Source organism: Sphingobacterium prati, assembly GCF_013167215.1.
Taxonomy (GTDB): Bacteria; Bacteroidota; Bacteroidia; order Sphingobacteriales; family Sphingobacteriaceae; genus Sphingobacterium; species Sphingobacterium prati.
Map to the genome: position 1 here is coordinate 254348 of NZ_JABJWY010000039.1, position 25769 is coordinate 280116.

The following is a 25769-nucleotide window of genomic DNA, read 5'->3' on the forward strand; positions in this document are numbered from 1 at the left end:
CCTGGCCTTTTTTCGATTTAAGAGGTAGCGGAGGGAGATCGTTGTCGATTTGCAACACCTGGCGATTTGATAGTAGACTTTTAGAAAAAAGACAAATGAAAATCCTAAATAAATAGATATTTTTAGGGGCAAATTATTACTTGTGTATTTGACTGAATGCAACACAGGTTATAAGGGGTAGATAAATAACACAATTTCGAATGAAAAATTTCCTTTTATGTTACTTCCTTTTAATAGGAGTAGGGACACAGTCACAGGGTCAACATACTACGCTCAATAAACAGCAGACGATAGCTTATATCAACAAGTTGTATAAGATAGCCTATCGCTACAAAGAAACCAAGATAGACACGGTTACTGTCGATGGGAAGGTCTTGACTGTATTTCTCTCGACAGGACAACATTACCGGAGTGATATTTCTAAATCGGAGCCTCTTGTTATCGCAAGAGTAAAGGCAGGCTATCAAATCCGCTATAAATCGGCGGCGATTACTGAGGAGATTTTGTGGGCTATTCAAACCGAAGATGACGCCAAACGTTTGCAAAAAGCTTTGCAGCATCTGATCGGGATACTGAAAACGGAAAAGAAGACGGATCCCTTTGGAAGCTGACGTCAGTGTATTGTACTTTTGTTAAACTGGTTTTTTCCTCTAGCATGTTCGGCAAGACAGGAACTCGCCGAACATAAGAGAAAGCAGTGGTACAAACACACAGAATGTGTGTTTAGAATTTGCTGAAGGGGTTAACCAAAATGCCCACTGATATAATTACGAGTGGTCTCGTGTTGTGGATTGTTAAAAATCTGATGCGTATCTCCTTGTTCAATAATCTCTCCGAGATACATGAAGACTGTTTTGTCAGCGACACGCTGTGCCTGCTGCATATTATGTGTGACGATGACAATCGTATATTTTTTTTTCAAATGGTGAATCAGTTCCTCAATCTTCAGGGTACTCACCGGATCCAGTGCTGAACAAGGTTCATCCATCAAAATAACTTCAGGACGCAACGCGACGGCACGGGCGATACAGAGTCGTTGTTGCTGTCCACCAGAAAGCCTGGTAGCTGGCTTTTTTAGATCATCTTTTACTTCCTCCCAGATATAGGCTTCTTCCAATGCTTTTTGTACTGTTGCCTTGTCGGCAACCAAATTATTGATCTTGAGGCCATAGGTAATATTTTCGTATATACTTTTGGGGAATGGGTTAGCTTTTTGGAATACCATACCCACACGTTTACGCAGATCGGTTACCTCTACATCTTTTTGATAGATCTCCCGACCGTCTAATTTGATATGTCCCTCGATCCTGGCTTCTGGATAAAGATCATGCATCCGGTTAAGGCTTCGCAAAAGGGTACTCTTGCCGCAACCGGATGGGCCGATCAAAGCTGTAACTTTATTTTCTTCAAATTCGATATTGATATTCTTCAACACCTGTTTGCTCCCAAACCATAGGTTGAGATGTTCAGCGACCAATTTACTTTTCATTATTTCTAAACTTATACCGAATATAGAAAGCTGTTAAATTCATGAGGAAGACCACAATGATAAGCACTAATGCTGTGCCATATGCAATAGGTCTGACCTCTTCGATAGACTGATGTTGCGTTGACAACATATATAGGTGATAGGGCAGGGCCATAAACTCCTGATTGAGGTTTCCAGAGGAATTGGTGATATAGAAAGCGGCTCCCGTAAAGAGTATGGGAGCTGTCTCGCCAGCAGCTCTGGAAAGTGTCAGAACAATACCTGTTAATATACCGGGCAAGGAGGCGGGAAGTACCACGTCTTTGATAGATTCAAATTTAGTAGCGCCTACGGCCAAAGCGGCCTCCCGCATGCTGCGGGGAATACGGAGCAAGGCCTCCTCGGTGGTTGTAATAATATAAGGGAGAGATAAGAGACCCAACGTGAGTCCGGCAGACAAAATCGAAGTTCCGAAATTCAGCGCCTGAACGAATAGTGCTAGACCAAACAGACCATAGATAATTGATGGGACACCGGATAAATTACGGATCGAAGCGCGGATTGTGCGGGTCAGCCAGGTATTTTCTGCATATTCGTTGAGGTAAATGGCACAACAGATTCCGAACGGAATGGAGAATATTGCTGTTATTAATGTCAAAAATACCGTACCAATAATTGGGGTCAGAATCCCGCCCTGCGTCATACCATCGGTAGGCATTTGAGAAACAAATTCCCAGGACAGTACTTGGTAGCCTTTGGTAAATATATCATATAAGATCACGCACAGAAAAAAGCATACTAGTCCGGTAGTGAGGAGAAGCGTGCCCCATTCGACGATCGGCGCCAGTTTTTTGAATTTATGCTGCATGGTATTTTCTAAAGCGGTTGATAAAATATTCACCAATCAGGTTAGCCACCAAGGTCATAAAAAATAACACAATGGCGATGGCAAACAAGGCATAATAATGTGTTGTCTGATAAGGTACTTCACCCATTTCGATGGCGATGGTTGCCGTGATGGTTTTGACCGAGTCAAAAAATCCCTTTGGAAAGATCGCGGCATTACCGGTTGCCATCAGTACGGTCATGGTTTCACCGATGGCTCTTCCCAGTCCCAGCATGACAGCTGCAATAATTCCGGGTGCTGCTGCCGGGATCGTAATCTTGCGCAACGTCTGCCAACGGGATGCGCCGAGGCCATAGCTTGCTTCACGGTAAGTCTGTGGTACGGCATGGATAGCATCTTCGGAAATCGTGATGATGGTTGGAAGAGCCATTATTGCCAGTAAAATTGCCCCATTTAATGCATTTAGTCCATTTGGTAAATTGTTTAGATCTGCTATTCCAGGACCAACGAGCACAATCCCTAAAAAACCTATTACCACCGAAGGAATCGCGGCAAGCATTTCTATGGCTGGTTTTAGGATAGTTTTGAGCTTGGGGCTAGCATATTCAGAAATAAAAGCTGCGGTACCCACGCCAAGCGGTATGGCGATCAACATTGCACCCAAGGAGACAATGGAAGTACTGACAATTAAAGGCAGAATTCCATAGGTCGGATCTGTAGCTGTAGGATTCCACTGGCTTCCAGTGATAAAATCGAGCGGCGAAACTTCTAAAAAGAAGGCAATTGCATTATAAAGTAGCATAAAGAAAATACCGCCGAGAAGTGCAAGCACCAAATACCCGGTTGATTTGAATATGATTTTGGCAATCTTATCGATGGCTATCCGTTTTTTATACTGCATGCTATTTAATGAATAAGATAATAACCTGAGTTTTCGATGATCTTTGTTCCTTCCCCCTTTGTTTCAAAATGAATAAATGATAGGACCTTGTCCCATGATTTTTCTGGAATAAATTGATAGAGAGGGCGTTGAAAAAAGTATAGCCTTTTTTTAATGGCAGTAGGGTCTAAAGGCGATATGGCATTGGAATCTCCCTCATTTTTGATCTTCAATACCTTGATACCTTTATTATCTTGAATTTTTTTGGAAATATAACCGGCACCGACATAACCGATACCAGACTTGTCAATTTTGATGGCTTCCAGAATTTGTGCATTCCCTGTCATTTCCTTGGCCTTTTGACTGTAGACGATTTTTAATTTTTTACGAATAAAAGAATAGGTGCCCGAACTGCTTTGTCTTCCGTAGATCGTGATCGGGATATCCTGGCCTGAAATTGATTTCCAGTTTTCAACCTGACCGCTCATAATTTTTGAAAGTGTTTTCACATCTATCTCCGAGATTGGATTGTCACTATGAGTAACGAAAGCGGTGGCATCTTCGGCAAAAACAACGGTTTTCAGGCGTATATTTTTCTTTTTAAAGAGAGCCTCTTCGTCTTCGGTCAGGGGCCTTGATGAGTTGGCAATATCTGCCTGTCCATTTAAAAGTGAGGTAATACCCAAACCCGACCCACCGCCTGAGATCGCCATACTGAATGTTGGATCGGAGCCGTTATATGCTTCGGCAAGATTAACAGCCAGATTGACTTCGGTATCCGAACCTTTCATTTTGATGGTATGTTCGGTATCTCCGCAAGAGCATAACAATGTACCGAAACTAACAAGGATAGTAAAAATAAGACGATTGAAAACCATATCATTCATTCTTACTAAGTTAAACAGAAGAAGAGTGATTTTGTGTTAAGTTGATGTTATCTTATTGTGAATTAATATTTTGTAAATGTAACTTCATGCGACAAAAGCTGTTGCAAACCGAATAGTCAACTCGAGAGATAGCTTAATTCCGTGGGTGGGGTTGCTTTTCAAGCTGTAAATAGATCGTTTTCCATAATTGCTTACTTTAATATGTTTATTTTTCGAATTAGTATACGGACGGAATCGTATGTTACAGATTTATAGATAAAAGTAGATACGTTATGTTACGTTCATTATTTTGATAACAGGAAGGCTAGCAGGTATATCTAATAAAAAATATGTACTTTTGCTTCCAAAATCACATTATATTGACACATCAGGAAAAGTCGGGCCAGATCAGAAAGGAGATTAATCTATCTTACCAACAACTCAAAAGGGCGTACCCTATTTTAAAACGGCAGAATAGCATTGGGTTTGTTATCTTTTTAATCGCTGTCATCATAATTATTGCAGTGTCTATAGGCTGGTATAGGGCGATTGTGCCGACCTGTCTTATGATCGTTGCAAATGCTTTTTTTATGGGGCTGTTACATGAGATCGAACATGATCTTATTCATTGGCTTTATTTTAAGAAGCAAAAAACCATACACCATGCTATGCTTTTTATTGTTTGGATTTTACGTCCATTGACTGTCAACCCCTGGATTCGACGCACTTTACACCACCATCATCACAAGTTTTCGGGAACTTTGCATGATGTTGAGGAGCGCAGTGTAACCAATGGTGAGCGTTGGACAATCAAGCGTCTGTTGACAACTCCTGATGTTGTTTTAGGCGGACTGCTACGCTTGCACCGCATGTTTGGTGATATGGATCGGGAGGTCAAGAATGGAAACCTTAAAATGGAAACATCATCAAAATTAAAAAGGATCATGTTTCTGAGTATTGTGCCCGTAACGATTTTTGCACATGTGGTGTTATACTTCTTTTTAGTAGATGGGTTATTGGATTGGTTAAACGGGTACGATATAACTAATTTGAGTTTTCCACACTATGTTGATAACATGTTGATAAGTCTAAATTTGATTATTTATACGATTCTACTTCCAAATTTGTTACGTCAATTTTGTTTACATTTTATTACATCGAATATGCATTATTTCGGTGATGTGGAGGAGGGTAACGTGATTGAACAAACACAGGTGCTCAATATCTGGTGGACTTACCCCATGCAATTATTCTGTTTCTTTTTCGGATGGACACATAGTATTCATCATTTTGTTGTGAATGAAACCTTTTATGTACGGCATATCGGTCGCAAGAAAGCACAGGAAGTATTACGGAAATATGGTGTGCGCTTTAATGATCTAGGGACTTTTAAAAGAGCTAACCGTTTTCGGGATTTTTCGAAGTAGCGTGCGCTTTCTTCCGATATTCCTTATAGTTGCCTTGTTGCTCATATTCAAGAGCGCCTTCTTCACAATAAGCAGAAAGATAGACCGAGAATTTGTTGCTTTGACTTTTATCAATGTTTAATTCCTTTAATACATCGGAAACCCGTTTTGGACTGTTAAAGAAGTCGGAATAATAAACAAGGTCATCCAGCTTTTTATTTATTGAAATTCTTTCTTGCACATCAGGCGGAAGTGAATAGGGGGCACTGAGTTCTATATCGCTTTGGAAAAAGGTCTTAGGTTGGATTTCGAGACTCCGGCATAGGATCAAAAAATTGGTGAGCGTTAAATCTTTTCCCCGCTCTATTCCATTAAGTGTACCGGTAGAAATACCTGTTAAATTAGAGACATCTTTTAAAGAATAGTATAGTTCATTACGCCGTGCACGGAAGCGCAGACCAATGGATTCAAGTTTTTCTCTGTCCTTATCCGTCATATGACGAATTGAATGATAGTTTGCGCAAAATAATGTTTATTATTTTGTTTAAATATTTGTTTTGTTTATATTTGTTTATGAAACCATCTGATAGAAAGATAGTTTTTTTGACGAATTCAAGGCTAAATACACCTATGAATTAACAATAAGCTAGACGAATAACTAATCCCTATGTCTCTGTCTAAGTAGTAAATTCTTGGACACAATTGAAAAACATGTAAACAGATACATGCCACCTTACCCAGCTTCGGTTTTAGAGAATCCGTCAAGCTTAACTGAAGCTGTGGTAAGTTGGATAACCCGATAGCTGCATCAAAAAGATTTAATAGAGACTAGTTTGGTTAGCGTACATATTGTTGTAAAATTTTTTTTTCAGCTTTATCAGCTGTTAGACTGATAAAGCTGAAATATTTTGCTATATGCTTATTATGCCCATGAAATAAACTTCGGTGTTTAATGATCACTCATAAAATAATAGATCAAATAAATTACAATCAGCACACAAACGGCGATAATTATCGTTCGTTTAATATTGCGACCAGCAGGTGCATCGTCTCTTTCTTTAACGGCTACATCAGGTAATTTTCCATCCTGCTTCTCATGGCTATTCTCCGGGGTGTTGAATTGATTTTCCATCTTTTAAATTATTGTCCTTGTCAAGAGAACAAGTTTCGTAGGTAAATCGTTTACATGTTCGATTATCATCTTCTAACAGGTCCCCCAAAGCATTAAAATATCCGCATGTGAATAAATAAAAGTCCAAAGCATTGTGTTTTTTAGAGTATTTGCATACATTGCAGCTGCACTTAACACGGATAAACCTAAACAACCCGTAAACTGATGTTTGCAATAGCTTTCGTGTTGTTTAGGTCTATGAATAAATAAAACACATGAAAAGAAGAACACTTATCGGATCATTCATGGCAGGCTGTATGCTATTGGCCATCAATCCGACTTTTGCACAGCAAAAAGCTGCAAAAAAAGAAATCGGCCTACAGTTATACTCTGTACGTGAAGAAATCAGTAAAAACCCGAATTTCGATCAAATTTTACAAAAGATTGCTGCTCTTGGCTATACTGGAGTGGAAGCCGCTGGTTATAAAGAAGGAAAATTGTATAACCTCAGTCCGCAGGAATTTAAAGCGAAAGTGGAAAAAGCGGGAATGAAAGTATTGTCTTCGCACGCAACAAAAACTTTGTCCGCTGAAGAACTCGCCTCAGGAAATTTCGCTGAGTCCTTAAAGTGGTGGGACGAATGTATTGCGACCCACAAGGCTGCCGGTATGAAATATATTGTAACACCTTGGATGGAGGTACCTAAGACTCTCAAAGATCTAGAAACACAGTGCCGCTATTTGGATGCGGTAGGTGCAAAATGCCGTGAACAGGGACTATTGTACGGTTACCACAACCACTCGCACGAATTTAAAAAAGTGGAGGATAAGGTCATGTATGACTATATGTTGGAGCACACTAATCCTGAAAACGTATTTTTCGAAATGGATGTTTACTGGGCAGTAATCGGAGATGTTAGTCCCGTGGATTATTTCAACAAATACACGGGTAGATTTAAAGCATTGCATATCAAAGATCACCGTGAAATCGGTCAAAGTGGAATGGTAGGATTTGATGCGATTTTTAACAATGCCAAAACAGCTGGCCTTAATTATCTATTCGTCGAACTGGAAGAAACACACAATGATATTTACACAGGGCTTGAGCAAAGTATAGATTACTTAAAAAAGGCATCTTTTGTAAAGAACAGCTATTCAAAATAGCCGTAAATCGGGAGAAAATTGACGGTGCTGAGACAATTATCCGGTTGATAGATTTATTATTTTTCGTTAACTTGATCGTAATAAAAAGGGTTATTTAAACGTATTAAATCGGATCATATGAAACGGATTATTGTTGCTACAGACTATGCTGCAGAGGCAGAACATGCCTTAAAATTTATACTTGAAGTTTTTGCTGGTAAAGAATATGAGATTGTCTTGTTTTCACTCCAGAATCCTTCTATCCACGCAATGAATGCACGTCTTTCTCCCGATTCCATGTTCAAGATTTTTGAACACCAAAACGAGATATTGAAACGTAAAGCCGAAGCTATAACCCTACAGAACGGTGTGTCAACCGTCCCTTATTTGGCTACGGGGCTTTTCTATGATCAGATTACAAAGTGTATCCAGGAAACTGGTGCCGACCTTTTGGTCATGGGGATGGCCAAAAGGTCGTTCGACCAGGATATGTTGGGTAACACAACAACTGCCGCCATCAGTAAACTAAAAATTCCAATTCTCTCAGTTCCACTGGGAGCACAATTTAGCGGGCTTAAACATATACTTTTCGCTTGTGATATCGTACGCGGCGTGCAAAAAGAGATCCTTGAAAAAGTGAAAGATTTCGCGACTGAGTTTAATGCGGTACTGGAAGTACTTAATATCCGTAAAACTGTTGAGCAGCTAAACGAGGAAAAGGGAAGTGAAACCCGGGAGGCAATCGGCAATGTCATGGGAATCGTTAGCTACTACTATAAAAATGTAACCTCCAATGAGGTGGTCAAAGCCATCCGTGATGAGGTTAAAGAAAGTGATACGGACCTATTGGTTATGATTCCGTATAAATATGGTTTCTGGAGTTCGCTGACTCATCGCAGCAAAACACGGATGATGGCTTCTGGCCTGGATGTCCCGCTGCTGACCATCTCAATATAGCGAGACAGAACTCAGGGATTATTTATAGTGTCTGTAAAACTTGTTGTTAAAGAGTTCCGAAGGATCGTATTTAGTTTTAGTTTTGAAAAAACTGTCTGCTTGCGGATAGGCTTTTCTCATTTTGTCTTTTGCGATATGTAGGCGATACGGGAGATAGTATGTCCCCCCGTTTTTAATCGCAATATCTACCAGAAGATTCGTGAGGCTATACATATCAGCTTCTTGTCGCGCTGTTTTTTTCTGATTGAATAAGAGCACAAAACCAAATACATCCTCTCGGGCATAATTTAAATAAGCGTCATGATCCCGATTGACAGCGCGGATGGTAATGTTCAGCAAATCCAGTTTCGATTTCGATAAAATGGGTTTTATATCCTGAATAAAATTCATGAAATTCCGTTCAGGAATAAAGTATTCGTGCAGTAAATCCGTCGATGTGGTATCTTTGTTTTCGATCAAGGAGACCTGACTATCCATGATCTCATTTCGGGTAAATGTGAGATGCCGTGCAGGAATGGCAGAAGATGTTTCAAGATCCCAGCGGAGCCGCTTTCCATACTCACTATTGACGCTACCCCTAAATATTAGTCTTTTGGTCTCTTCAATTTTCTTTTCCTGTCGGAATAGCTGTATCGGCGGTTCTTCTGCCTGCTCGAAATAATTGAGTGTAGCTTCCGCTAGAAAGTGTTTTTTGGAAACACGTAATCGCCCAAAAACCAGATCTACTTTTGGATTGTCGAGAATATATTTTTTATAATACTTTGTATAATTTTCAGGCGCTAAGTTGACGTAATGATATTTTAGGGACTGATTATTGACAACTTTGAGCTTAATATCGAGTATAATACCAAATAGGCCATATCCACCAAGCACATGATGAAACAGTTCAGTATTCTGCTCACGGCTGCAATGGAGGACCTGCCCTTGGGCATTCATTAACGTAAAGGAAAGTACGCTGGAAGCTAAAGGTGGGGAATTTTTTTGCCATCCATGCCCATTGACACTCAGTGATCCGCCAATAGAAAATGAACTAAAGGCCTGCATCACCGCAATTGATTTACCATAACGGTCTAAATAGTGAATGGCATCAGTCCAAAGTGCACCTGAACCGATGGTCAGTGTATTGTTTATCGTGTCAAGCTGCATGTGATTGTAAGGAAGCATATTGATCACTATACCATCGGGATACATCGTATGTCCGCCCATGCTGTGCCGGGCTCCCGCCAACGATATCTTTAACCCCTTAGTATTTGCATAATGCAGAATGTGCCGCAATTGATTTTCGATTGCCGAGCTGTCTTTTGGTACAGCAATGATGGTATCTACGCTAGTCAGGTTAAGTGCGCTGGCATCATCCACATGCCGCGTAGGAAGCACCCTGTGATTATTTGTTTCTCCCCATTTGGTTTTAAGGAGATGGATAACGGGAAATGCAGTAACCACCAAAAGAATAAGCAAGATTAGAAATGAATAACGTTTGATTTTTTGGGTTATACGCATGGTCGCCGCTCAATTTAAGAATGTGAACTATCACAAGGATAGTCACTGCCAAAATAATATAAATTTATTACAAGCTTTATTGTAGAAGTGGTAAAATTTTGTTCCAGATCTGCAGGTAGATCTTATCATCTCTAATGATGCCTTTGTTTTCGTCGTAATAATTCGGGGAATCAAAGCTTCCGCCCCTATGGCGTTCGATAAGGAATATATTGAGGACAATTTTAGCTGTTTTATCGGACAGAGGACTAACCAAAAAGTTGGAAATTTTTGTATCACCTTCATTACTAAATAATCCTGTGTTTTTGTTGTATACACATGTTTGGATAAAACCCGAAGGACGGTCTAATTTAGCAATATAATAGCCGCTTTCATGAAGAGCCTGTACAATTTTCGTATAAGCAGAATCTGCTGGAATCATGATGGTCTTGGTCCGCTCCGGATTTTGGGCTGAGGCTGGATTGATCCAAAAGAATATAGAAAGAAGCGGCAATAGCAATGTATGTGATCGTGGAGTCATACCTGTGGCTTTAAGAGTATAAAATAATTATTTAAAGCTAATGATTTTTCTCTTGAAAGCCAATTGTGCGACTTAACTTACCCTTTTACCCAATATTTTTAAACTCCGTTCTACACCGTCCAGTGTAGCGATATTTGGAAGATCCGCCCATTCCTGGAATCCCATTTTTTCAAATAACGTGATGCTTGGAAGGTTGTGCGCAAAGATGAATCCTAATAAAGTATGTACTCCAAGTGAGGGAGCTCTGTCTATACAGTACAGGAGGATTTGCTTGCCCAGCCCCCGGCCACGTTGCTGTTCATCCAGGTAAATGCTTATCTCTACGGTGGCATCATAGGCTGGTCGGCCATAGAAGGATTGGAAACTGACCCAACCTAGCATGTTGTTATTTTCGTCCTCTACCAACCAAAGCGGTCTTTTTGAAGGACTATGCTCGTCAAACCATTTTTGCCTACTTTCTACAGACACTGGGCTGGTGTCAGCTGTAACCATTCTCGATGCAATGGTAGTGTTGTATATGGCTACGATAAGAGGTAGATCTTGTTGTCTGGCGTCACGAAATGTTAACTGGCTCATGTTACATGTTGTTTAGAACTGACATCAAAAATATCAGTTTTACACAATAGTTGATACTTTTTGACAAAGTTTTTCATGCCGGTGAAATTTTATCGTGTTTCTGATAGACCACTCGTAGACACCAAACGCGACGTACTGCGGGATGCGGTATTTAAGGGGCTAATGGATTGATATGAATCGTTCAAAAAAGTGATGAAAAATCAAAACTACTGAAGGATCCTGTAAGATATATTATGGACCGTTCAGTAATTTCAGTAGTCGCCACCGATTTTAAGCATGTTTTTCGATCAGCGAATCAGAATGTTGTCCATTTTTGACTGGACTGTCCCGAGGCTATTACTGTTTCGATAAATTTCATGCCCCTCGCCCCATCTTCCACAGTTGGGAAGTCCAACATTGCTTCAGAAGGACTGTTACCGTTTATTTTTGCGAGGATTGTTGCTGAAAAATTTCTATAGATATTGGCAAATGCTTCGATGTAACCTTCCGGATGTCCGGCCGGTAAACGACTGTTGTGTTGCGCAAGCGGAGCGAGATATTGTTGTCCTGCACGGAATATCTGTGCCGGTTCATTGAGCCATTTTAGCAGAAGGGTATTGGGGTCCTGTTGATTCCATTCCAAGCCTGCTTTTTCTCCGTATATTCTTATTTTTAAGGCATTCTCTTCCCCTGCCGCTACCTGTGACGCCGATAATACGCCGGTTGCATCATTTTCAAATCCTAATAAGACATTTCCGTCATCTTCTAATCGCCTTCCATCTACGACAGTACGGAGATCTGCACATACTTTGGTTATTTTTAAACCCGAAATATATTCAGCCAAATGTGCAGCATGTGTTCCGATGTCTCCCATACAGCTGCTCAGCCCACCTTTTTCGGGGTCTGTTCGCCAGGCAGCAAGTGGCGATTCAGTCTCGATCAATGTACTGAGCCATCCCTGGGGGTATTCGACCATGATTTTACGGATATTCCCCAGCTTGCCGTCGCGGACTAGCTGCCGTGCTTGTTTGACCATGGGATATGCCGAATAGGTATAGGTAACGCAAAGGAGCAGTCCCGTTTCATTCACTTTCTGCTGCAATAACGCCGCTTCTTTTAACGTGAAAGTCATGGGTTTTTCCAGAAGCACATGAAAGCCATGTTCGAGGGCAAGCATGGCCGGCTCGAAATGGGCAACATTTGGAGTTACGATGCTTACAAAATGCATCCGTTCGTCAGGAGGTAATTTACTTTCGCGCAGGATCATTTCTTGAAAATTTGCGTAGATTCGATCCGCCGGAAGCGAAAGTAGTGCTCCCGATTCTTTTGCTTTAACAGGATCAGAACTTAAAGCGCCGCAGCATAGTTCGATCTGTCCATCTATACTCGCGGCCATGCGGTGTACGGCACCAATAAACGCATTCTTGCCGCCACCTACCATGCCCATCCTGATTTTTCTGATTTCCATAATAACTTTATTTTAGGCTGTTATTGGTCTGATAATCCTATCAATTTTCGGTTAAGGTCGTTATCGCTGCCAGCAGAAGCAAAATTGTCGAATGCATGATCGCTTACCCGGATAATGTAATCCTTAATATGCTGTGCACCCTCGCGAGCCCCGTCCTCTGAATTCTTAAAGGCACATTCCCATTCCAAGACTGCCCATCCCTGGAAATTATATTGTGTCAATTTGGTAAAAATAGCCTTGAAATTTACCTGCCCATCCCCGATGGAACGAAAACGGCCAGCTCGTGCTTGCCAACCTTGGTAACCTCCGTAGACACCTTGGCGGCCAGAAGGATTAAATTCTGCATCCTTTACATGAAACATTTTGATCCGCTCGTGGTAGATATCGATGAATTGTAGGTAGTCAAGGCATTGCAAGACAAAATGTGATGGATCATAGAGAATGTTCGCTCGTTTATGATAATTTACTTTCGCCAAGAACATGTCGAAACTGACACCATCGTGTAGATCTTCACCAGGATGGAGTTCATAGCAGAGGTCCACATCGTATTGTTCGCCCGCATTTAATATGGGTAACCACATTTTTGCCAATTCGGTAAACCCTGTTTCGATCAAATTTTCTGGGCGCTGCGGCCAAGGGTATACATATGGCCACAGAAAAGCGCCGCTAAAAGTTGCCAGGGCTTTCAACCCCAGGTTATTAGAGGCCCTGATGGCATAATGGAGCTGTTGTACAGCCCATTGTTGTCGTTCTTTTGGTTTATCATGTAGCTCTTGCGGGGCAAATGCGTCAAATAGGCTATCAAAAGATGGATTCACGGCTATCAGTTGTCCCTGGAGATGTGTCGATAATTCGGTAATCTCCAGACCGTATGATTGTACGGTAGCTTTTAGTTGCTGCGCATAATCTTTATCCTCCGCAGCCCTTTGAAGATCTATTAATCGCGCATCCCAGGTTGGTATTTGGATACCCTTATAGCCAATCGATGCGGCCCATTCACAGATGCCTTCCAGCGTATTGAAAGGTGCGTTATCTCCAGCAAATTGAGCTAAAAAAATAGCAGGTCCTTTAATTGTTGTCATAAATGTTTTTTTTGTAAAAAGGCTACTCCTATAGGGAACCTTATTCGTTTATTCGTTTATTCGTTTTTCGTTATGTTAAGCCCAGGCTCTATCTCCTTTTTTATAAGGGACATCCCCTTCATACCGACCCGGTGCTTGGTTATAGCGGAGGGCTTGTTTATAGCCAATTTCTGAAGAGAAGTAACCCAGGAGTGTTAATTGCTTAAACATCGTGTAATAGTGATTGGGTGATTGCCCATTTTGAGGCATATGTTCTTTGATTTCTTTATCGATAGCAGTCAGGAGGACAAGCCTTTGTTCAGCTGTGGCTTCCATGAAACCCACATCGTGCATTTTTTTGCAAGCCGCATCCAATTTGTCCATCCCGTCGAGAAAGATCTGCTGATCCGGAGCTTCATAACAATCATTTACCATGATCGTCATGAACGAACCCACTTTGGCTGCTTTGGCTCCTGGACTTTTTTGTGTAGTGGGGAGTATGGTTTCTGCCACTTCGTCCAAGAATGCAACCTGTTGGGAAGTTAATTTGAGGCGTGCTTTAAGGTTGTGTTCCTCGCTGGAGCTGCAACCTGTCAAAAAAGCATTGCCGCCAATCACTACCCCACCCGTAAGCAGGGCGATCATCTTTAAAAGTGTTCTTCTTTCCATTGGCTTAGCTATTATTTTTCTTTAGTTCATTGACTGCATGGTCTACGGCCCTCGCCGTTAGTGCCATATAAGTCAATGAAGGATTTTGGCAACCCGATGAGGTCATGCAAGCACCGTCTGTGACATATACATTAAGACAATCCCACACCTGATTCCATTTGTTGAGCACTGAAGTTTTGGGATCCAGTCCCATTCTCGCCGTTCCCATCTCGTGGATGCCATGTCCCATAGCATGGCCACCGTCCCAAGTCTTAATATTTTTTACACCTGCGATGCTCAGCATCGCTTTCACTTCCGCAAGCATGTCCTTGCGCATCTTCAGTTCATTCTCCTTTAGCTCAGCATCCATCGCTAGTACGGGTAGCCCCCATTTATCCTTTCGGTCTTTGTCCAGGGAGATTTTATTTTCATGGTAAGGGAGTATCTCTCCGAAAGCGGTCGCACCGATGGTCCATTGACCGGGCTCGGTGAGCGCATCCTTAAAATCACCTCCTATACTGAGTTCGGCGATATCCCTACTCCAGCCTTCGCGACTGGCACTACCTTGATAACCGAAACCACGCAGATAGTCTCTTTTGTCACTGCCAATATTGACAAATCGCGGTATATAAAATCCATTGGCTCTTTTGCCGAATATATAGCTGTCCTCGTAGCCTTCTACAATACCTGATGCACCGAGGTTGTAATGATGATCCATTACATTATGCCCTAGCTCGCCACTGCTGCTGCCCAGGCCTTCGGGCCATATATCTGTCGCGGAATTGAATAAGACCCATGTACTGTTGAGGGAGGATGCACATAGAAAAACCACTTTACTTTGGAATTCGTAGGTTTGATTGGTCTCGGTATCCAACACTTCAACCCCAGTAGCCTTTTTAGTATCTTTATCGTACAATACTTGCCTGACCAGCGAATAGGGCCGGACGGTCAAGTTGCCGGTTTTTATTGCAGCGGGCAGTGTAGAGGACTGTGTGCTAAAATAGCCCCCAAAAGGACATCCTTCCCAGCATCGATTTCTAAATTGACATTTTGATCGCCCCGGAATCAGGGCTGTTAGGTTTGCGGTTCGTCCGATGATCAAGTGTCGCTTGTCCCCATATTCTTGTTTAATACGTTTGGCGACATCTTTTTCTACGCAATTCAACTCCATGGGAGGCAAGAACTGTCCATCGGGAAGGTGTGCGATATTTTCGATGGATCCGCTGATTCCAGCAAATTTTTCAACATGGTCATACCAGGGGGCCACATCATGATAGCCAATTGGCCATGGGACAGCGATTCCATCCCGGGCGTTGGCTTCGAAGTCCATTGGACTAAATCTATAGGACTGCCGACCCCATAGGGTAGATCGTCCGCCCATACGGTAGCTACGCCACCAGGTGAAGGGTTTCAGTTCGGTATATGGACAATCTTCTTCGTTTACCCAGCCGTCCATAACCGCTTCTGAGGCCGCCCATCCGCGATGAATAACGGGGTATTTTTGTTTCTGTTCTATCGTCGTCCGTCCGCGGTGTGGGAGATCCCAGGGTTCCCGTAGCGCAGATTTATAATCTTTGATGTGTTCGTAGGGACCGCCACGTTCCAACATCAGTACTTTCAAGCCCTTTTCACAAAGCTCTTTTGCGGCCCATCCGCCACTGATACCGGAGCCTACGACAATGGCATCATAGGTATTAGCTTTCATACTTTATTTTTATTGAAGTTGTGTTCATAATTAGTTTTTGGGTTTATAAGGTATTGCGGTATCCCCATACTGTTCAAAAGTGGTACCCTTATCTTAAGATAAATTTACAGTATCGACCAACCATCATTCAACTGCTATTTCAATAAAAAAATATGTTATCTTGTCATTTTTTTTGTTTTTAATTGTATATTATCTGTTTAGATAGCAGATGTATTTGCTATAAACCGTTTGCTATGAAAACACTGATCCAGAAAATACATGTTGAAGAACAATATTCGTTCGCTTGCCGGATGTATAGAACTCCGAATTTTGAAACGGCATGGCATAGGCACCCCGAGTGTGAACTGATTGTAATCACGGCAGGGAATGGTACTGCACTTATCGGCGATTATATCGGCGATTACAAGCCGGGTGACGTGTTTTTTCTCAGCTCAGACCTCCCACATTGGTTTCGCAAATCTAAGCAGGACGCTATTGGTAGTGCAATCGTCGTTCATTTCCTAAAGGATTTTTTAGGGAATGCTTTTTTATCCTTGCCTGAAATGCATGTAATTGCTGGATTATTGAAAAATGAGAGCATGGGAATCCAACTCCAAGGAAGCACCGGGCAGAATATTGCTCATATGATCCGACAAATAGAAAGTATGGAGGGACTTGAGCGGATTCAGTTACTATTGAAATGCTTGGAACAGATCGGATTATCTGAAGAACAAAAAGTGATTACGATCGCGTTTGATACTTTTGCCGGCGGTGAGGAAAACGTGTTGATAGAAACAATAATAGATTACTCCTTTAAGAATTTCTTAAATCCCGTTTCGTTGAAAGAAGTCGCCGCTAATACAAATATGTCCGTTTCGGCATTTTGTCGTTTCTTTAAGAAGAACATAAAAAAGAGTTATTTTGATTTTATTAAAGAACTCCGGATCGGACATGCGTGTAAACTGTTACGCGATACGGACCGTCCTATTTTGGATATCTGTTATAATAGTGGCTATAACAGTTGGGCACATTTCAGCAAACAATTTAAGGTGGTGACTAAGGTGTCTCCCTTAAAGTATAGAAAGCAGTTTCGTACGGGATAGTCCTTTAAAAAAATAAGCCACATTAGCATTGAATGTGGCTTATTTAGTGGAGCTGGAGAGATTCGAACTCTCGTCCAGTCATGGTACTGTATACGCTTTCTACATGTTTAGCTTCTCTTTGATTGTCGGGCGAGGGAAGGTGAGTCGCTTACCTATACCGTACGCCGTAGTTGCTGTTTCTCACAAGTGCTTAGCAACATCACACTTGCCAGTTCTATCGTTCGATGCCCCTAATGTTAAACCAAAGAACAGGATCTAACGGGACAAATAGCTATGTTAAGTCTAACTTAAGCAGCTAAGGCGTAGTTTTCTTCGCCAGTTATAATTCTGAAAGTTCAGATTAAAGTGCTCTACTAACAACGCACTACATGCTTACATAACCGTCTCCATCCTGTCAATTCCGGTCAACCCCAATTATGTCTTACAAAGATACAGCTTTTTGACGATAAATCAATACAATCTAATTTTTAATTGGGGGTGATAATTGTCCAAATCACAATATGGCATCACGTGCGCCTGTAGCCCAGATAGTGGAGGGTAGGGGTAAATTGAGATGCGATGACGTCTATGCGTCAAAATTTAAAATGAGATATTGATCTTATTCTCGCCCTGTATTTGGTCGTCTTCTTGCTTAGTGAACTTGCTTAGTGTTATTTTTTTGCCGTCAATAGCACAGACGAATGTATCGGTGCCCTCATCAATTATATTTCCTTTTTCCTGGTAGAATGCTTTCACTTTGTCGAAAGAGTCGGATGTAAATAAAAATAGGTTCCCAACTGGATTATTAGCTTGATCTGTAGAAAAGTTGTAGTAAGTAATTTTGCCATTGGGATACATGGGGATTAGTTTACATAGCACATCGGGAGCTGTTTCCGTTATGGCATCCCTAAAATAATAGTCCTTTCCACCTTTATCGTTTGGTGTGCCCTTGGCGGCAGAACTATCTTCGATATAGTTGATCAGCAATGCCGCACCTATCAGTATAGGAAGCCCAATTAAAATGCACTTGAAGAAAAATTTACGACGATTTTTATCTCGGAATAAGAAGTTGATTTCACTCATATTGTGGAACTGTTTGAATTGAGTTTAATTTTTATCTTTTTGAAGAATTAATAAATGGTGAAGATAGCAAAATCTTTGTAATTGGGACAGTCAGGTCGCTAGGGGGATTTCGGGGAGAAGATTTTTAACAATAAATTGGGTATGCTTGACATAGTCTAGCCTCAGTTAAACTTTGAAATTCGGAATGAGCATTCAATGTCGTAGGGTGGGTCTAAGTTGCGTGATCAATTGTGGAAAGGGACTTTTAAAGAATAAGGTCCAAACCCGTTATGGAACCTGGACCTTATTCGATCATTGGACAGAATTTCTAAACTATTATTATTATTATTATTATTATTGATCAAAAATGACTTGATACAGTTTTTTATTTTAATAATCCCGCGCGTTTGAGTAAGGGTTCGACAGATGGTTCCTGGCCTCTAAAGCGCTTGTAAAGTACCATTGGGTGTTCAGTTCCTCCTTTTGATAAGATATTTTCTCGAAATTTATGCGCAATTTCGGCGTTAAAAATACCATTTTGTTTGAAGTAATCAAAGGCATCGGCGTCCAGTACTTCGGCCCACTTGTAACTGTAGTAGCCAGAGGAATACCCCCCGTTGAAAATATGGGAGAAAGCAGTGCTCATAGCGTTATCTTTCACATCGGGATATAACTTGGTGGATGCGAATTGTTCATCTTCGAATGATTTCAAATCAGCAATGCCACTTGGGTCTTGCCCATGCCAGCCCATATCCAATAAGCCAAAGCTCAGCTGGCGCATCGTAGCCATTCCTTCCAGAAAAGATGCACTCTCACGGATTTTTTCCACCAACTCCATTGGTATTACTTCGCCTGTTTCATAATGTTTGGCAAACAATTCTAGTGCCTCTTTTTCGTAACACCAGTTTTCCATTATCTGACTTGGTAACTCGACAAAATCCCAATAGACAGATGTACCGGATAAAGTTGGATAGATCGTATCCGCCAACATCCCATGTAGGGCATGTCCGAATTCGTGAAACAGTGTCGTTACTTCCTGAAAGGTCAACAAGGAAGGTTTCGTAGCTGTAGGGCGGGTAAAATTACATACAATGGATACATGAGGACGTTCTTTTTTTTCATTTTGCACATACTGCGGTTTGAAGGAGGTCATCCAGGCACCATTGCGTTTCCCTTTGCGTGGAAAGAAATCGGCATAGAATATAGCCACTAGCTCACCATTATCTTTGGTGACTTCAAAAGTCTGTACTTCTTCATGATAGGTGTCAATATCGTTGACTTTTTTGAAATTGATACCAAATAGGCGGTGGGCAACCTCAAATGCACCGTCTAGGACATTCTCAAGCTTAAAATAGGGTTTCAGCTTTTCATCATCCAGGTTAAAGCGCTCCTGTTTTAGTTTTTCCGCATAGTAAGCGCCATCCCATTTCTCCAGCTGTTCAATCCCGTCCAGTTTCTTGGCAAAAGCACTTAATTCGGCAAATTCTTGCTGTGCAGCAGGCTTTGCTTTCCCCAGCAAATCGTTTAAAAACCTGGTTACTTTTGTCGGATTTTGTGCCATGCGTTCAGCTAATACAAAATCTGCATGGGTTGCATAGCCTAATAATTTAGCACGTTCAAAACGTAGTTTTACGATTTTCAACACATTTTCCACGTTGTTGTATTCATTGTCCTGAAAAGCCTTCCGTCCTGCTGCCAAAGTGATCTCCTTCCGCAATTCCCGATTATCTGCATAAGTGACAAAAGGAAGATAACTTGGGAAATCCAAGGTAAATAACCAACCCTCTTTTTCATTGGCTTTGGCTAAAGCATGGGCTGCCTCAATGGCCCCCTCCGGAAGTCCTGCCAGATCTTTTTCTTTGGTAACCAGGAGCTGATAGGCGTTGGTCTCCGCAAGAACATTCTCGCCGAATTTTAATTTTAAGAGCGATAGTTCGGCATCAATCGTACGTAACTGTTCTTTCTGCTCATCGTTTAATAACGCGCCATTTCGCACAAAATCTTTATAGGATTTTTCTAACAAAGTGGTTTGTTCTGCGGTAAGTGACAGCTTATCCTTTTGCTCATAGACTGCTTTTACACGTTTGAAGAGGTCAAAGTTTAAGGTGATGTCATTACCTAAAGCGGATAATTTAGGGGCAACATCCTGTGCGATCTTTTCAAGTTCATCATTGGTCTCCGCAGAATGTAAATTGAAAAAGATGCTGGATAAACGATCTAATGTCTGCCCAGAATAGGACATCGCTGCAATGGTATTATCAAATGTGGCTGGTTCGGGATTATTGACGATAGCGTCAACTTCATCTTTTGTTTTTTGGATTGCCGCATCAAATGCAGGGATATAGTCTTCGTTCTTTATTTGTGAAAACGGAGCGGTACCGTGCTTCGTTTCGAATTTTTCTGTTAAAATACTCATAGAGGTAAATGTAATAAATATTTGCTTGAAGCGCTAAAACCAATGTAAATTATGTGTTGAGAATGATTTCTAGAAAATGGCTATTTTCGGAGCATGAAATTAAGAAGGATGTATTTACAGATCTTAGCTTTGATGATTGCTTTGGTACCGATGGTGGGATATCCGCAACGGGACTGTGATTCCTTGAAAATGGAAGTGCCAACTTTTTGCAAGCTTCTGGATGACGAGGCCCGAATGGAGTTTTCGAAAGATTATGCTAAAATCTCTGCCTGTATGGAGATTGACTCTGTCACGGAGATGTTGCTGGGCTATGATCTGGTCAAAATGAAAGCCTTGCAATTACAACGGGAAAAAAATAGACTTTTCACTTACGGTGACTGGATGGATATGGTGACGGAAATGAAAGCAGGAAAGGAATACCAAAATGCGGCAGAGATGATGCAATTGATCCAGCGTAGGATCAATCGTCCGGATTGGGAGCAATTACTGAAGCTAATGAAAACTAGCTTGCTGCCCAGCCACCTGGAGGCCCTTGAGCTTGATAAAGTAGAAAAATTACTTTTTGATCCGAAAAATAAAGAAAAGAAATTCATTGAGGTAATGAACACATTAGGTAAAGGAGATCTGTGATCATAGTCTCCTGAAGGAAATATAGTAAAGTATATAAAAATGGGCTGTCCAGTTTTCCTGAACAGCCCATTTTCAATATTTAATACTGATTATGCTAGTTTGCCTAATGCTGCTTTAATGCGCTTTAATGCTTCGATCAAACTTTCGTCTGAAGCGGCGTAAGATAAGCGAATGTAGTTGTCATTACCAAAAGAGTCCCCGCCTACTGTAGCGACGTGACCAACATTCAATAAATATAAAGCGAGATCAGATGAGTTTTTGATGATATTGCCGTCTTGGTCTTTCTTGCCAAAGAAGGATGAAATTTCAGGGAAGAAATAGAATGCGCCTTCTGGAAGATTGGTACGTACACCTGGGATATCACGCAATAGATCGTAAACCAATTGACGGCGGCGCGCAAAAGCTTCTTTCATTTTATTGACTGACTCTAACCCTTGTTCATAGGCAACAATCCCTGCACGTTGTGAAATTGAGCAAGTTCCAGATGTTGTCTGTCCTTGCAATTTATCATTTGCCGCAGCAATTGTTTTGTTGGCTGCAATATAGCCCAAACGCCAGCCTGTCATGGCAAAGGCTTTTGAAAAACCATTGATGATAATAACGCGATCTTTGATGCTGTCAAACTGTGCAATGGACTCGTGTTTATCCACAAAGTTGATGTGCTCATAGATTTCGTCAGATAGAATAAATACCTGCGGGTGCTTTTCGAAAACTTTAGCCAATGCTGCTAATTCATCTTTACTATAAACTGTCCCTGTTGGATTGTTTGGTGAAGAGAACATAAACAATTTGGTTTTTGGCGTAATAGCCGCTTCCAATTGCGCCGGCGTAATCTTAAAGTTATTGTCGATTTCTGTACTGATAAATACTGATTTTCCCTCGGCTAAAACAACCATTTCAGAGTAAGATACCCAGTACGGTGTAGGAATAATGACTTCATCACCTGGGTTGATCAATGTTAAGATCACATTAGACAGGGATTGTTTTGCACCTGTTGAAACGACGATCTGCGAAATATCATAGTCCAGATTATTCTCTGTCTTCAATTTATTTACGATCGCCTGACGCAATTCAGGGTATCCCGGTACTGGCGAATAACGTGTCCAGTTTTCATCCAAGGCCTTCTTTGCTGCATCTTTTACATGTTCAGGAGTGTTAAAATCAGGTTCACCTACGCTAAGGCTGATTACATTAACGCCTTTTGCTGCTAATTCGCGGCCCAACTTTGTCATTTTAAGTGTAGCCGATTCGGATAAATTATTTATCCTGTCTGATAAGTATGATGATGTGCTCATGGTGAGACAAAGATATTATATACGTTGCAAATAATTGTGTTTATTTTTGAAAATTTACAAAGAAAAGGGTGGTTTTTATTGGGGCTTTGGTAATAAAAAGCAATTGTCGCGATTTAGCCCATCAATATCGACTTTTTTGATGTTGATGTGTAAAACTAATCAATTTGATTTGACGTTATATCTTTACCTTTGCCTTACAAAATGCAGATCATGTCGAGACAAACAAGATTGGTTTTATTATCGCTGTTTACAGGAATAGGTTTAATGATAATTAAGTTTGTTGCCTATTTTTTAACAGATTCCAGCGCTATCTTTACAGATGCTGCCGAAAGTATCGTCAATGTGATCGCTTCTGGTTTCGCTTTCTACAGTATCTATCTTGCTGCGCAACCTAAAGATGAAAATCATCCCTATGGTCATGGCAAAGTCGAGTTTTTCTCTGTTTTCCTTGAGGGAGGGCTGATTTTTATCGCTGGAGCGATTATTTTAGCCAAAGCCTGTTATAATATCTTTTTTCCGGCAGAGATCACTCATCTCGAACAGGGGATCTACCTGATTGGCATTACCTCGCTGATCAATTTTGCTGTGGGATTTTATATCATGAAAAGGGGACGCGTTCTAGGATCTATTACGCTGGTGGCCGACGGCAAACACCTCCAGGTGGATGCTTATAGCACGATTGGCTTGATATTAGGCTTATTCTTGATGAAGCTGACAGGTTTCCAATGGATCGACGTAGTGATCTCCATTATATTGGGTCTCTTTATCTTGTTTAATGGATACAAATTGCTTCGGCAGTCTATTGGTGGACTGATGGATGAATCAGATACCGAGCTTGTGCAGGATGTGGTAGCGATTTTAGAACGTAATCGTAAGCCTGAGTGGATTGATGTGCATAATCTTAGGGTGCAGCGCTATGGCAACGAGCTGCATGTCGATTGTCACCTGACTTTGCCAAGTTACCTTGATCTAGTGAAAGTACATGATGAGATTTCAGCGGTCGATAAAATAGTCAACAAGGAAATGTCCGTGCGTACCGAGTTTTTTGTTCATGCGGATCCTTGTCTCCCGCAATGTTGCCGTTATTGCCAGGTTGCGGACTGCCCAATACGTTCGGAGCGGTTTAAAGGGAAAATCGCCTGGGATATGGATAAGGCGACCCGCAACCAGAAGCATTTTTCCTACGCCGTAGCAGACTAGAAATGAAAATGCTTTTTGCCTGTGCATCATGTGTATAACAAAAGTTTTTGTCCGCCTCCAGTCCACAAACGAAAAATATACTTGATTCTATAAATATGTATAAAAAAAGGTATCTTTGCCTTTTAGCAAAAGAGTTTAAAAATCCTATATGAAGCACATTCGTAATTTCTGTATTATTGCGCATATTGACCATGGCAAAAGTACTTTGGCAGACCGCCTTTTAGAGTATACCAATACCATTAGTCAGCGCGAAGCACAGGCACAATTACTTGATAATATGGATTTGGAACGTGAACGTGGTATTACGATCAAGAGTCACGCCATCCAAATGAATTATAAAAAAGATGGTCAGGAATATATTTTGAACCTGATTGATACTCCTGGACACGTAGACTTTTCTTATGAAGTATCCCGTTCTATCGCCGCCTGTGAAGGGGCATTGTTGATTGTGGACGCCTCACAAGGTATTCAGGCACAGACAATTTCAAACTTATATTTGGCTTTGGAGCATGACTTGGAAATCATCCCAATCTTAAACAAGATGGATCTTCCAGGGGCGATGCCCGAAGAGGTGAAAGATCAAATTGTTGATCTGATCGGTGGTGAACGTGAGGCAATTATTCCTGCTTCCGGAAAGACAGGCCTTGGAGTACCAGATATCCTGGAAGCCATTGTTGAACGTATACCACATCCCGTGGGGGATGCTGATGCACCGTTACAGGCCTTGATTTTTGACTCGGTATTTAATTCATTCCGTGGGATCATGGCTTATTTCAAAGTTGAAAATGGCGAGATCCGTAAAGGGGATAGAGTAAAGTTCGTGGCGACAGGCAAAGAATATTTTGCGGATGAGATCGGTACTTTGAAGCTTAATCAGGTGCCAAAAGAAGTCATTAAAACCGGGGATGTAGGGTATATTATTTCTGGTATCAAGGAAGCACGTGAAGTGAAAGTAGGGGATACCATTACACACAAAGATCGCCCTTGCGGTCAAGCGATCCAAGGATTTGAAGAAGTAAAACCAATGGTCTTTGCCGGTATCTATCCTGTAGATACAGAAGACTACGAGGAATTACGTGAATCAATGCACCGCCTGCAGTTGAACGACGCTTCTTTGGTGTTTGAACCTGAATCCTCAGCCGCCTTAGGTTTTGGTTTCCGTTGTGGTTTCTTAGGTATGCTCCACATGGAGATTATTCAGGAGCGTTTGGAAAGAGAGTTTGATATGACGGTAATCACTACCGTTCCCAACGTATCTTACAAAGCGTATATGACGAAGGATAAGGAAGAAGTGATCGTGCACAACCCTTCGGACTTACCTGATCCAAGTAAATTAGATTCGATCGAAGAACCTTATATCAAGGCGAATATCATTACCAAATCGGACTTTGTAGGGCCGATCATGTCGCTGTGTATTCAAAAACGCGGTACGATCATGAATCAGCATTACCTGACTTCGGACCGTGTAGAATTGGTTTTTGAAATGCCAATGGGTGAGATCGTATTTGACTTTTATGATAAGTTGAAAACAATTTCCAAAGGGTATGCTTCATTTGACTATCACCAGATAGGTTACCGTACTTCGGATCTTGTTAAATTGGATATCCGGTTGAACGATGAGCCTGTAGATGCATTGTCTTCTTTGATCCACCGAAGTAATGCCTACGATTTCGGTAAGAAAATCTGTGAGAAATTGAAAGAATTGCTCCCGCGCCAACAATTTGAGATCCGGATCCAGGCGTCTATTGGCGCGAAGATTATCGCCCGTGAAACGATCTCTGCATTGCGTAAGGATGTAACCGCGAAATGTTATGGTGGTGATATCTCCCGTAAACGTAAATTGTTGGAAAAACAGAAGAAAGGTAAAAAACGCATGCGTCAGGTTGGGAACGTAGAAATTCCACAATCTGCATTTATGGCGGTATTGAAATTGGATTAATAACATTTTAAATTATACAAAATAAAGGAGCTCTT

24 protein-coding genes and 1 other RNA gene are annotated in these 25769 nt (G+C 41.3%); 8 read left to right on the forward strand and 17 right to left on the reverse strand.

Features of this window, described 5'->3' with window-relative positions; genetic code table 11:
* The first annotated feature begins 200 nt into the window (after nt 1-200).
* On the forward strand, nt 201-611 hold the full coding sequence (locus HPC41_RS24215) for a hypothetical protein (RefSeq protein ID WP_172396659.1): 411 nt from the start codon (nt 201-203) through the stop codon (nt 609-611).
* 131 nt (nt 612-742) lie between these two features.
* Here the strand turns inward: HPC41_RS24215 and pstB are convergent, their stop codons facing one another.
* The 4 genes from pstB to HPC41_RS24235 are packed head-to-tail and all read right to left on the reverse strand — an operon-like array spanning nt 743 to nt 4082.
* Entirely contained in the window at nt 743-1489 is a 747-nt protein-coding gene (pstB, locus tag HPC41_RS24220; protein WP_172396660.1) for a phosphate ABC transporter ATP-binding protein PstB, read from the reverse strand.
* Nucleotides 1479-2336 (reverse strand): phosphate ABC transporter permease PstA, encoded by an 858-nt coding sequence (gene pstA / locus HPC41_RS24225; protein WP_172396661.1) that lies wholly within the window; start codon nt 2334-2336, stop codon nt 1479-1481. The genes pstB and pstA overlap by 11 nt, the downstream gene beginning before the upstream one ends.
* On the reverse strand, nt 2326-3216 hold the full coding sequence (gene pstC / locus HPC41_RS24230) for a phosphate ABC transporter permease subunit PstC (RefSeq protein WP_172396662.1): 891 nt from the start codon (nt 3214-3216) through the stop codon (nt 2326-2328). The genes pstA and pstC overlap by 11 nt, the downstream gene beginning before the upstream one ends.
* A gap of 5 nt (nt 3217-3221) precedes the next feature.
* On the reverse strand, nt 3222-4082 hold the full coding sequence (locus HPC41_RS24235) for a PstS family phosphate ABC transporter substrate-binding protein (protein WP_246251039.1): 861 nt from the start codon (nt 4080-4082) through the stop codon (nt 3222-3224).
* Between the two features lie 329 nt (nt 4083-4411).
* Between HPC41_RS24235 and HPC41_RS24240 the strand changes: the two genes are divergently transcribed.
* Nucleotides 4412-5488: a fatty acid desaturase gene (locus tag HPC41_RS24240; protein WP_172396663.1), complete on the forward strand. Its 1077-nt coding sequence runs from the start codon at nt 4412-4414 to the stop codon at nt 5486-5488.
* Here HPC41_RS24240 and HPC41_RS24245 read toward each other — a convergent pair.
* Complete coding sequence (locus HPC41_RS24245) at nt 5460-5963, reverse strand: helix-turn-helix domain-containing protein (RefSeq protein WP_172396664.1); 504 nt, start codon at nt 5961-5963, stop codon at nt 5460-5462. The genes HPC41_RS24240 and HPC41_RS24245 overlap by 29 nt on opposite strands.
* A gap of 453 nt (nt 5964-6416) precedes the next feature.
* Nucleotides 6417-6599: a hypothetical protein gene (locus HPC41_RS24250; protein WP_172396665.1), complete on the reverse strand. Its 183-nt coding sequence runs from the start codon at nt 6597-6599 to the stop codon at nt 6417-6419.
* Nucleotides 6600-6853: 254 nt separating this feature from the next.
* On the opposite strand from HPC41_RS24250, the gene HPC41_RS24255 reads away from it, so the two are divergent.
* Both HPC41_RS24255 and HPC41_RS24260 read left to right on the forward strand, forming a co-directional pair.
* On the forward strand, nt 6854-7741 hold the full coding sequence (locus HPC41_RS24255; RefSeq protein WP_172396666.1) for a sugar phosphate isomerase/epimerase family protein: 888 nt from the start codon (nt 6854-6856) through the stop codon (nt 7739-7741).
* Between the two features lie 117 nt (nt 7742-7858).
* Nucleotides 7859-8677 (forward strand): universal stress protein, encoded by an 819-nt coding sequence (locus tag HPC41_RS24260; protein ID WP_172396667.1) that lies wholly within the window; start codon nt 7859-7861, stop codon nt 8675-8677.
* 18 nt (nt 8678-8695) lie between these two features.
* Here HPC41_RS24260 and HPC41_RS24265 read toward each other — a convergent pair whose 3' ends face one another.
* The 7 genes from HPC41_RS24265 to HPC41_RS24295 form a co-directional block, all read right to left on the reverse strand.
* On the reverse strand, nt 8696-10177 hold the full coding sequence (locus HPC41_RS24265) for an FAD-binding oxidoreductase (RefSeq protein ID WP_172396668.1): 1482 nt from the start codon (nt 10175-10177) through the stop codon (nt 8696-8698).
* Between the two features lie 76 nt (nt 10178-10253).
* Entirely contained in the window at nt 10254-10694 is a 441-nt protein-coding gene (locus tag HPC41_RS24270) for a hypothetical protein (RefSeq protein ID WP_172396669.1), read from the reverse strand.
* Nucleotides 10695-10766: 72 nt separating this feature from the next.
* Nucleotides 10767-11270 carry a GNAT family N-acetyltransferase gene (locus HPC41_RS24275; RefSeq protein WP_172396670.1) on the reverse strand — a complete coding sequence of 168 codons (504 nt, stop codon included), beginning with the start codon at nt 11268-11270 and terminating at the stop codon, nt 10767-10769.
* A 295-nt stretch (nt 11271-11565) separates the two neighbouring features.
* On the reverse strand, nt 11566-12717 hold the full coding sequence (locus HPC41_RS24280) for a Gfo/Idh/MocA family protein (RefSeq protein ID WP_172396671.1): 1152 nt from the start codon (nt 12715-12717) through the stop codon (nt 11566-11568).
* Nucleotides 12718-12737: 20 nt separating this feature from the next.
* On the reverse strand, nt 12738-13799 hold the full coding sequence (locus HPC41_RS24285; protein ID WP_172396672.1) for a sugar phosphate isomerase/epimerase family protein: 1062 nt from the start codon (nt 13797-13799) through the stop codon (nt 12738-12740).
* A gap of 75 nt (nt 13800-13874) precedes the next feature.
* Nucleotides 13875-14447 (reverse strand): gluconate 2-dehydrogenase subunit 3 family protein, encoded by a 573-nt coding sequence (locus HPC41_RS24290; RefSeq protein ID WP_172396673.1) that lies wholly within the window; start codon nt 14445-14447, stop codon nt 13875-13877.
* 4 nt (nt 14448-14451) lie between these two features.
* Complete coding sequence (locus HPC41_RS24295; RefSeq protein WP_172396674.1) at nt 14452-16131, reverse strand: GMC oxidoreductase; 1680 nt, start codon at nt 16129-16131, stop codon at nt 14452-14454.
* A 233-nt stretch (nt 16132-16364) separates the two neighbouring features.
* On the opposite strand from HPC41_RS24295, the gene HPC41_RS24300 reads away from it, so the two are divergent.
* A complete protein-coding gene (locus HPC41_RS24300; RefSeq protein ID WP_172396675.1) occupies nt 16365-17213 on the forward strand; it encodes an AraC family transcriptional regulator in 849 nt (282 codons plus the stop codon).
* 44 nt (nt 17214-17257) lie between these two features.
* Here the strand turns inward: HPC41_RS24300 and ssrA are convergent.
* The 3 genes from ssrA to HPC41_RS24315 all read right to left on the reverse strand — a co-directional run bounded on the left by ssrA (nt 17258) and on the right by HPC41_RS24315 (nt 20670).
* Nucleotides 17258-17625, reverse strand: a transfer-messenger RNA (tmRNA) gene (ssrA, locus tag HPC41_RS24305).
* Between the two features lie 167 nt (nt 17626-17792).
* Complete coding sequence (locus HPC41_RS24310) at nt 17793-18275, reverse strand: hypothetical protein (RefSeq protein ID WP_172396676.1); 483 nt, start codon at nt 18273-18275, stop codon at nt 17793-17795.
* Between the two features lie 364 nt (nt 18276-18639).
* A complete protein-coding gene (locus HPC41_RS24315) occupies nt 18640-20670 on the reverse strand; it encodes a M3 family metallopeptidase (protein ID WP_172396677.1) in 2031 nt (676 codons plus the stop codon).
* Between the two features lie 93 nt (nt 20671-20763).
* Here HPC41_RS24315 and HPC41_RS24320 point away from each other — a divergent pair, with 93 nt between their 5' ends.
* Nucleotides 20764-21300, forward strand: a complete 537-nt coding sequence (locus tag HPC41_RS24320; RefSeq protein ID WP_172396678.1) for a hypothetical protein — start codon at nt 20764-20766, stop codon at nt 21298-21300.
* An 89-nt stretch (nt 21301-21389) separates the two neighbouring features.
* Here the strand turns inward: HPC41_RS24320 and HPC41_RS24325 are convergent, their stop codons facing one another.
* Entirely contained in the window at nt 21390-22595 is a 1206-nt protein-coding gene (locus tag HPC41_RS24325) for a pyridoxal phosphate-dependent aminotransferase (protein WP_246251042.1), read from the reverse strand.
* Between the two features lie 210 nt (nt 22596-22805).
* Between HPC41_RS24325 and HPC41_RS24330 the strand changes: the two genes are divergently transcribed.
* Complete coding sequence (locus tag HPC41_RS24330) at nt 22806-23795, forward strand: cation diffusion facilitator family transporter (RefSeq protein WP_172396679.1); 990 nt, start codon at nt 22806-22808, stop codon at nt 23793-23795.
* A 148-nt stretch (nt 23796-23943) separates the two neighbouring features.
* On the forward strand, nt 23944-25734 hold the full coding sequence (lepA, locus tag HPC41_RS24335; protein ID WP_108636416.1) for a translation elongation factor 4: 1791 nt from the start codon (nt 23944-23946) through the stop codon (nt 25732-25734).
* Nucleotides 25735-25769 lie beyond the last annotated feature (35 nt).

Excerpts from the sequence above, each read along its gene's own strand:
- HPC41_RS24215 (WP_172396659.1), top strand. The coding sequence starts at position 201 with ATGAAAAATTTCCTTTTATGTTACTTCCTTTTAATAGGAGTAGGGACA.
- pstB (WP_172396660.1), bottom strand. The coding sequence starts at position 1,489 with ATGAAAAGTAAATTGGTCGCTGAACATCTCAACCTATGGTTTGGGAGC.
- pstA (WP_172396661.1), bottom strand. The coding sequence starts at position 2,336 with ATGCAGCATAAATTCAAAAAACTGGCGCCGATCGTCGAATGGGGCACG.
- pstC (WP_172396662.1), bottom strand. The coding sequence starts at position 3,216 with ATGCAGTATAAAAAACGGATAGCCATCGATAAGATTGCCAAAATCATA.
- HPC41_RS24235 (WP_246251039.1), bottom strand. The coding sequence starts at position 4,082 with ATGAATGATATGGTTTTCAATCGTCTTATTTTTACTATCCTTGTTAGT.
- HPC41_RS24240 (WP_172396663.1), top strand. The coding sequence starts at position 4,412 with ATGTACTTTTGCTTCCAAAATCACATTATATTGACACATCAGGAAAAG.
- HPC41_RS24245 (WP_172396664.1), bottom strand. The coding sequence starts at position 5,963 with ATGACGGATAAGGACAGAGAAAAACTTGAATCCATTGGTCTGCGCTTC.
- HPC41_RS24250 (WP_172396665.1), bottom strand. The coding sequence starts at position 6,599 with ATGGAAAATCAATTCAACACCCCGGAGAATAGCCATGAGAAGCAGGAT.
- HPC41_RS24255 (WP_172396666.1), top strand. The coding sequence starts at position 6,854 with ATGAAAAGAAGAACACTTATCGGATCATTCATGGCAGGCTGTATGCTA.
- HPC41_RS24260 (WP_172396667.1), top strand. The coding sequence starts at position 7,859 with ATGAAACGGATTATTGTTGCTACAGACTATGCTGCAGAGGCAGAACAT.
- HPC41_RS24265 (WP_172396668.1), bottom strand. The coding sequence starts at position 10,177 with ATGCGTATAACCCAAAAAATCAAACGTTATTCATTTCTAATCTTGCTT.
- HPC41_RS24270 (WP_172396669.1), bottom strand. The coding sequence starts at position 10,694 with ATGACTCCACGATCACATACATTGCTATTGCCGCTTCTTTCTATATTC.
- HPC41_RS24275 (WP_172396670.1), bottom strand. The coding sequence starts at position 11,270 with ATGAGCCAGTTAACATTTCGTGACGCCAGACAACAAGATCTACCTCTT.
- HPC41_RS24280 (WP_172396671.1), bottom strand. The coding sequence starts at position 12,717 with ATGGAAATCAGAAAAATCAGGATGGGCATGGTAGGTGGCGGCAAGAAT.
- HPC41_RS24285 (WP_172396672.1), bottom strand. The coding sequence starts at position 13,799 with ATGACAACAATTAAAGGACCTGCTATTTTTTTAGCTCAATTTGCTGGA.
- HPC41_RS24290 (WP_172396673.1), bottom strand. The coding sequence starts at position 14,447 with ATGGAAAGAAGAACACTTTTAAAGATGATCGCCCTGCTTACGGGTGGG.
- HPC41_RS24295 (WP_172396674.1), bottom strand. The coding sequence starts at position 16,131 with ATGAAAGCTAATACCTATGATGCCATTGTCGTAGGCTCCGGTATCAGT.
- HPC41_RS24300 (WP_172396675.1), top strand. The coding sequence starts at position 16,365 with ATGAAAACACTGATCCAGAAAATACATGTTGAAGAACAATATTCGTTC.
- HPC41_RS24310 (WP_172396676.1), bottom strand. The coding sequence starts at position 18,275 with ATGAGTGAAATCAACTTCTTATTCCGAGATAAAAATCGTCGTAAATTT.
- HPC41_RS24315 (WP_172396677.1), bottom strand. The coding sequence starts at position 20,670 with ATGAGTATTTTAACAGAAAAATTCGAAACGAAGCACGGTACCGCTCCG.
- HPC41_RS24320 (WP_172396678.1), top strand. The coding sequence starts at position 20,764 with ATGAAATTAAGAAGGATGTATTTACAGATCTTAGCTTTGATGATTGCT.
- HPC41_RS24325 (WP_246251042.1), bottom strand. The coding sequence starts at position 22,595 with ATGAGCACATCATCATACTTATCAGACAGGATAAATAATTTATCCGAA.
- HPC41_RS24330 (WP_172396679.1), top strand. The coding sequence starts at position 22,806 with ATGTCGAGACAAACAAGATTGGTTTTATTATCGCTGTTTACAGGAATA.
- lepA (WP_108636416.1), top strand. The coding sequence starts at position 23,944 with ATGAAGCACATTCGTAATTTCTGTATTATTGCGCATATTGACCATGGC.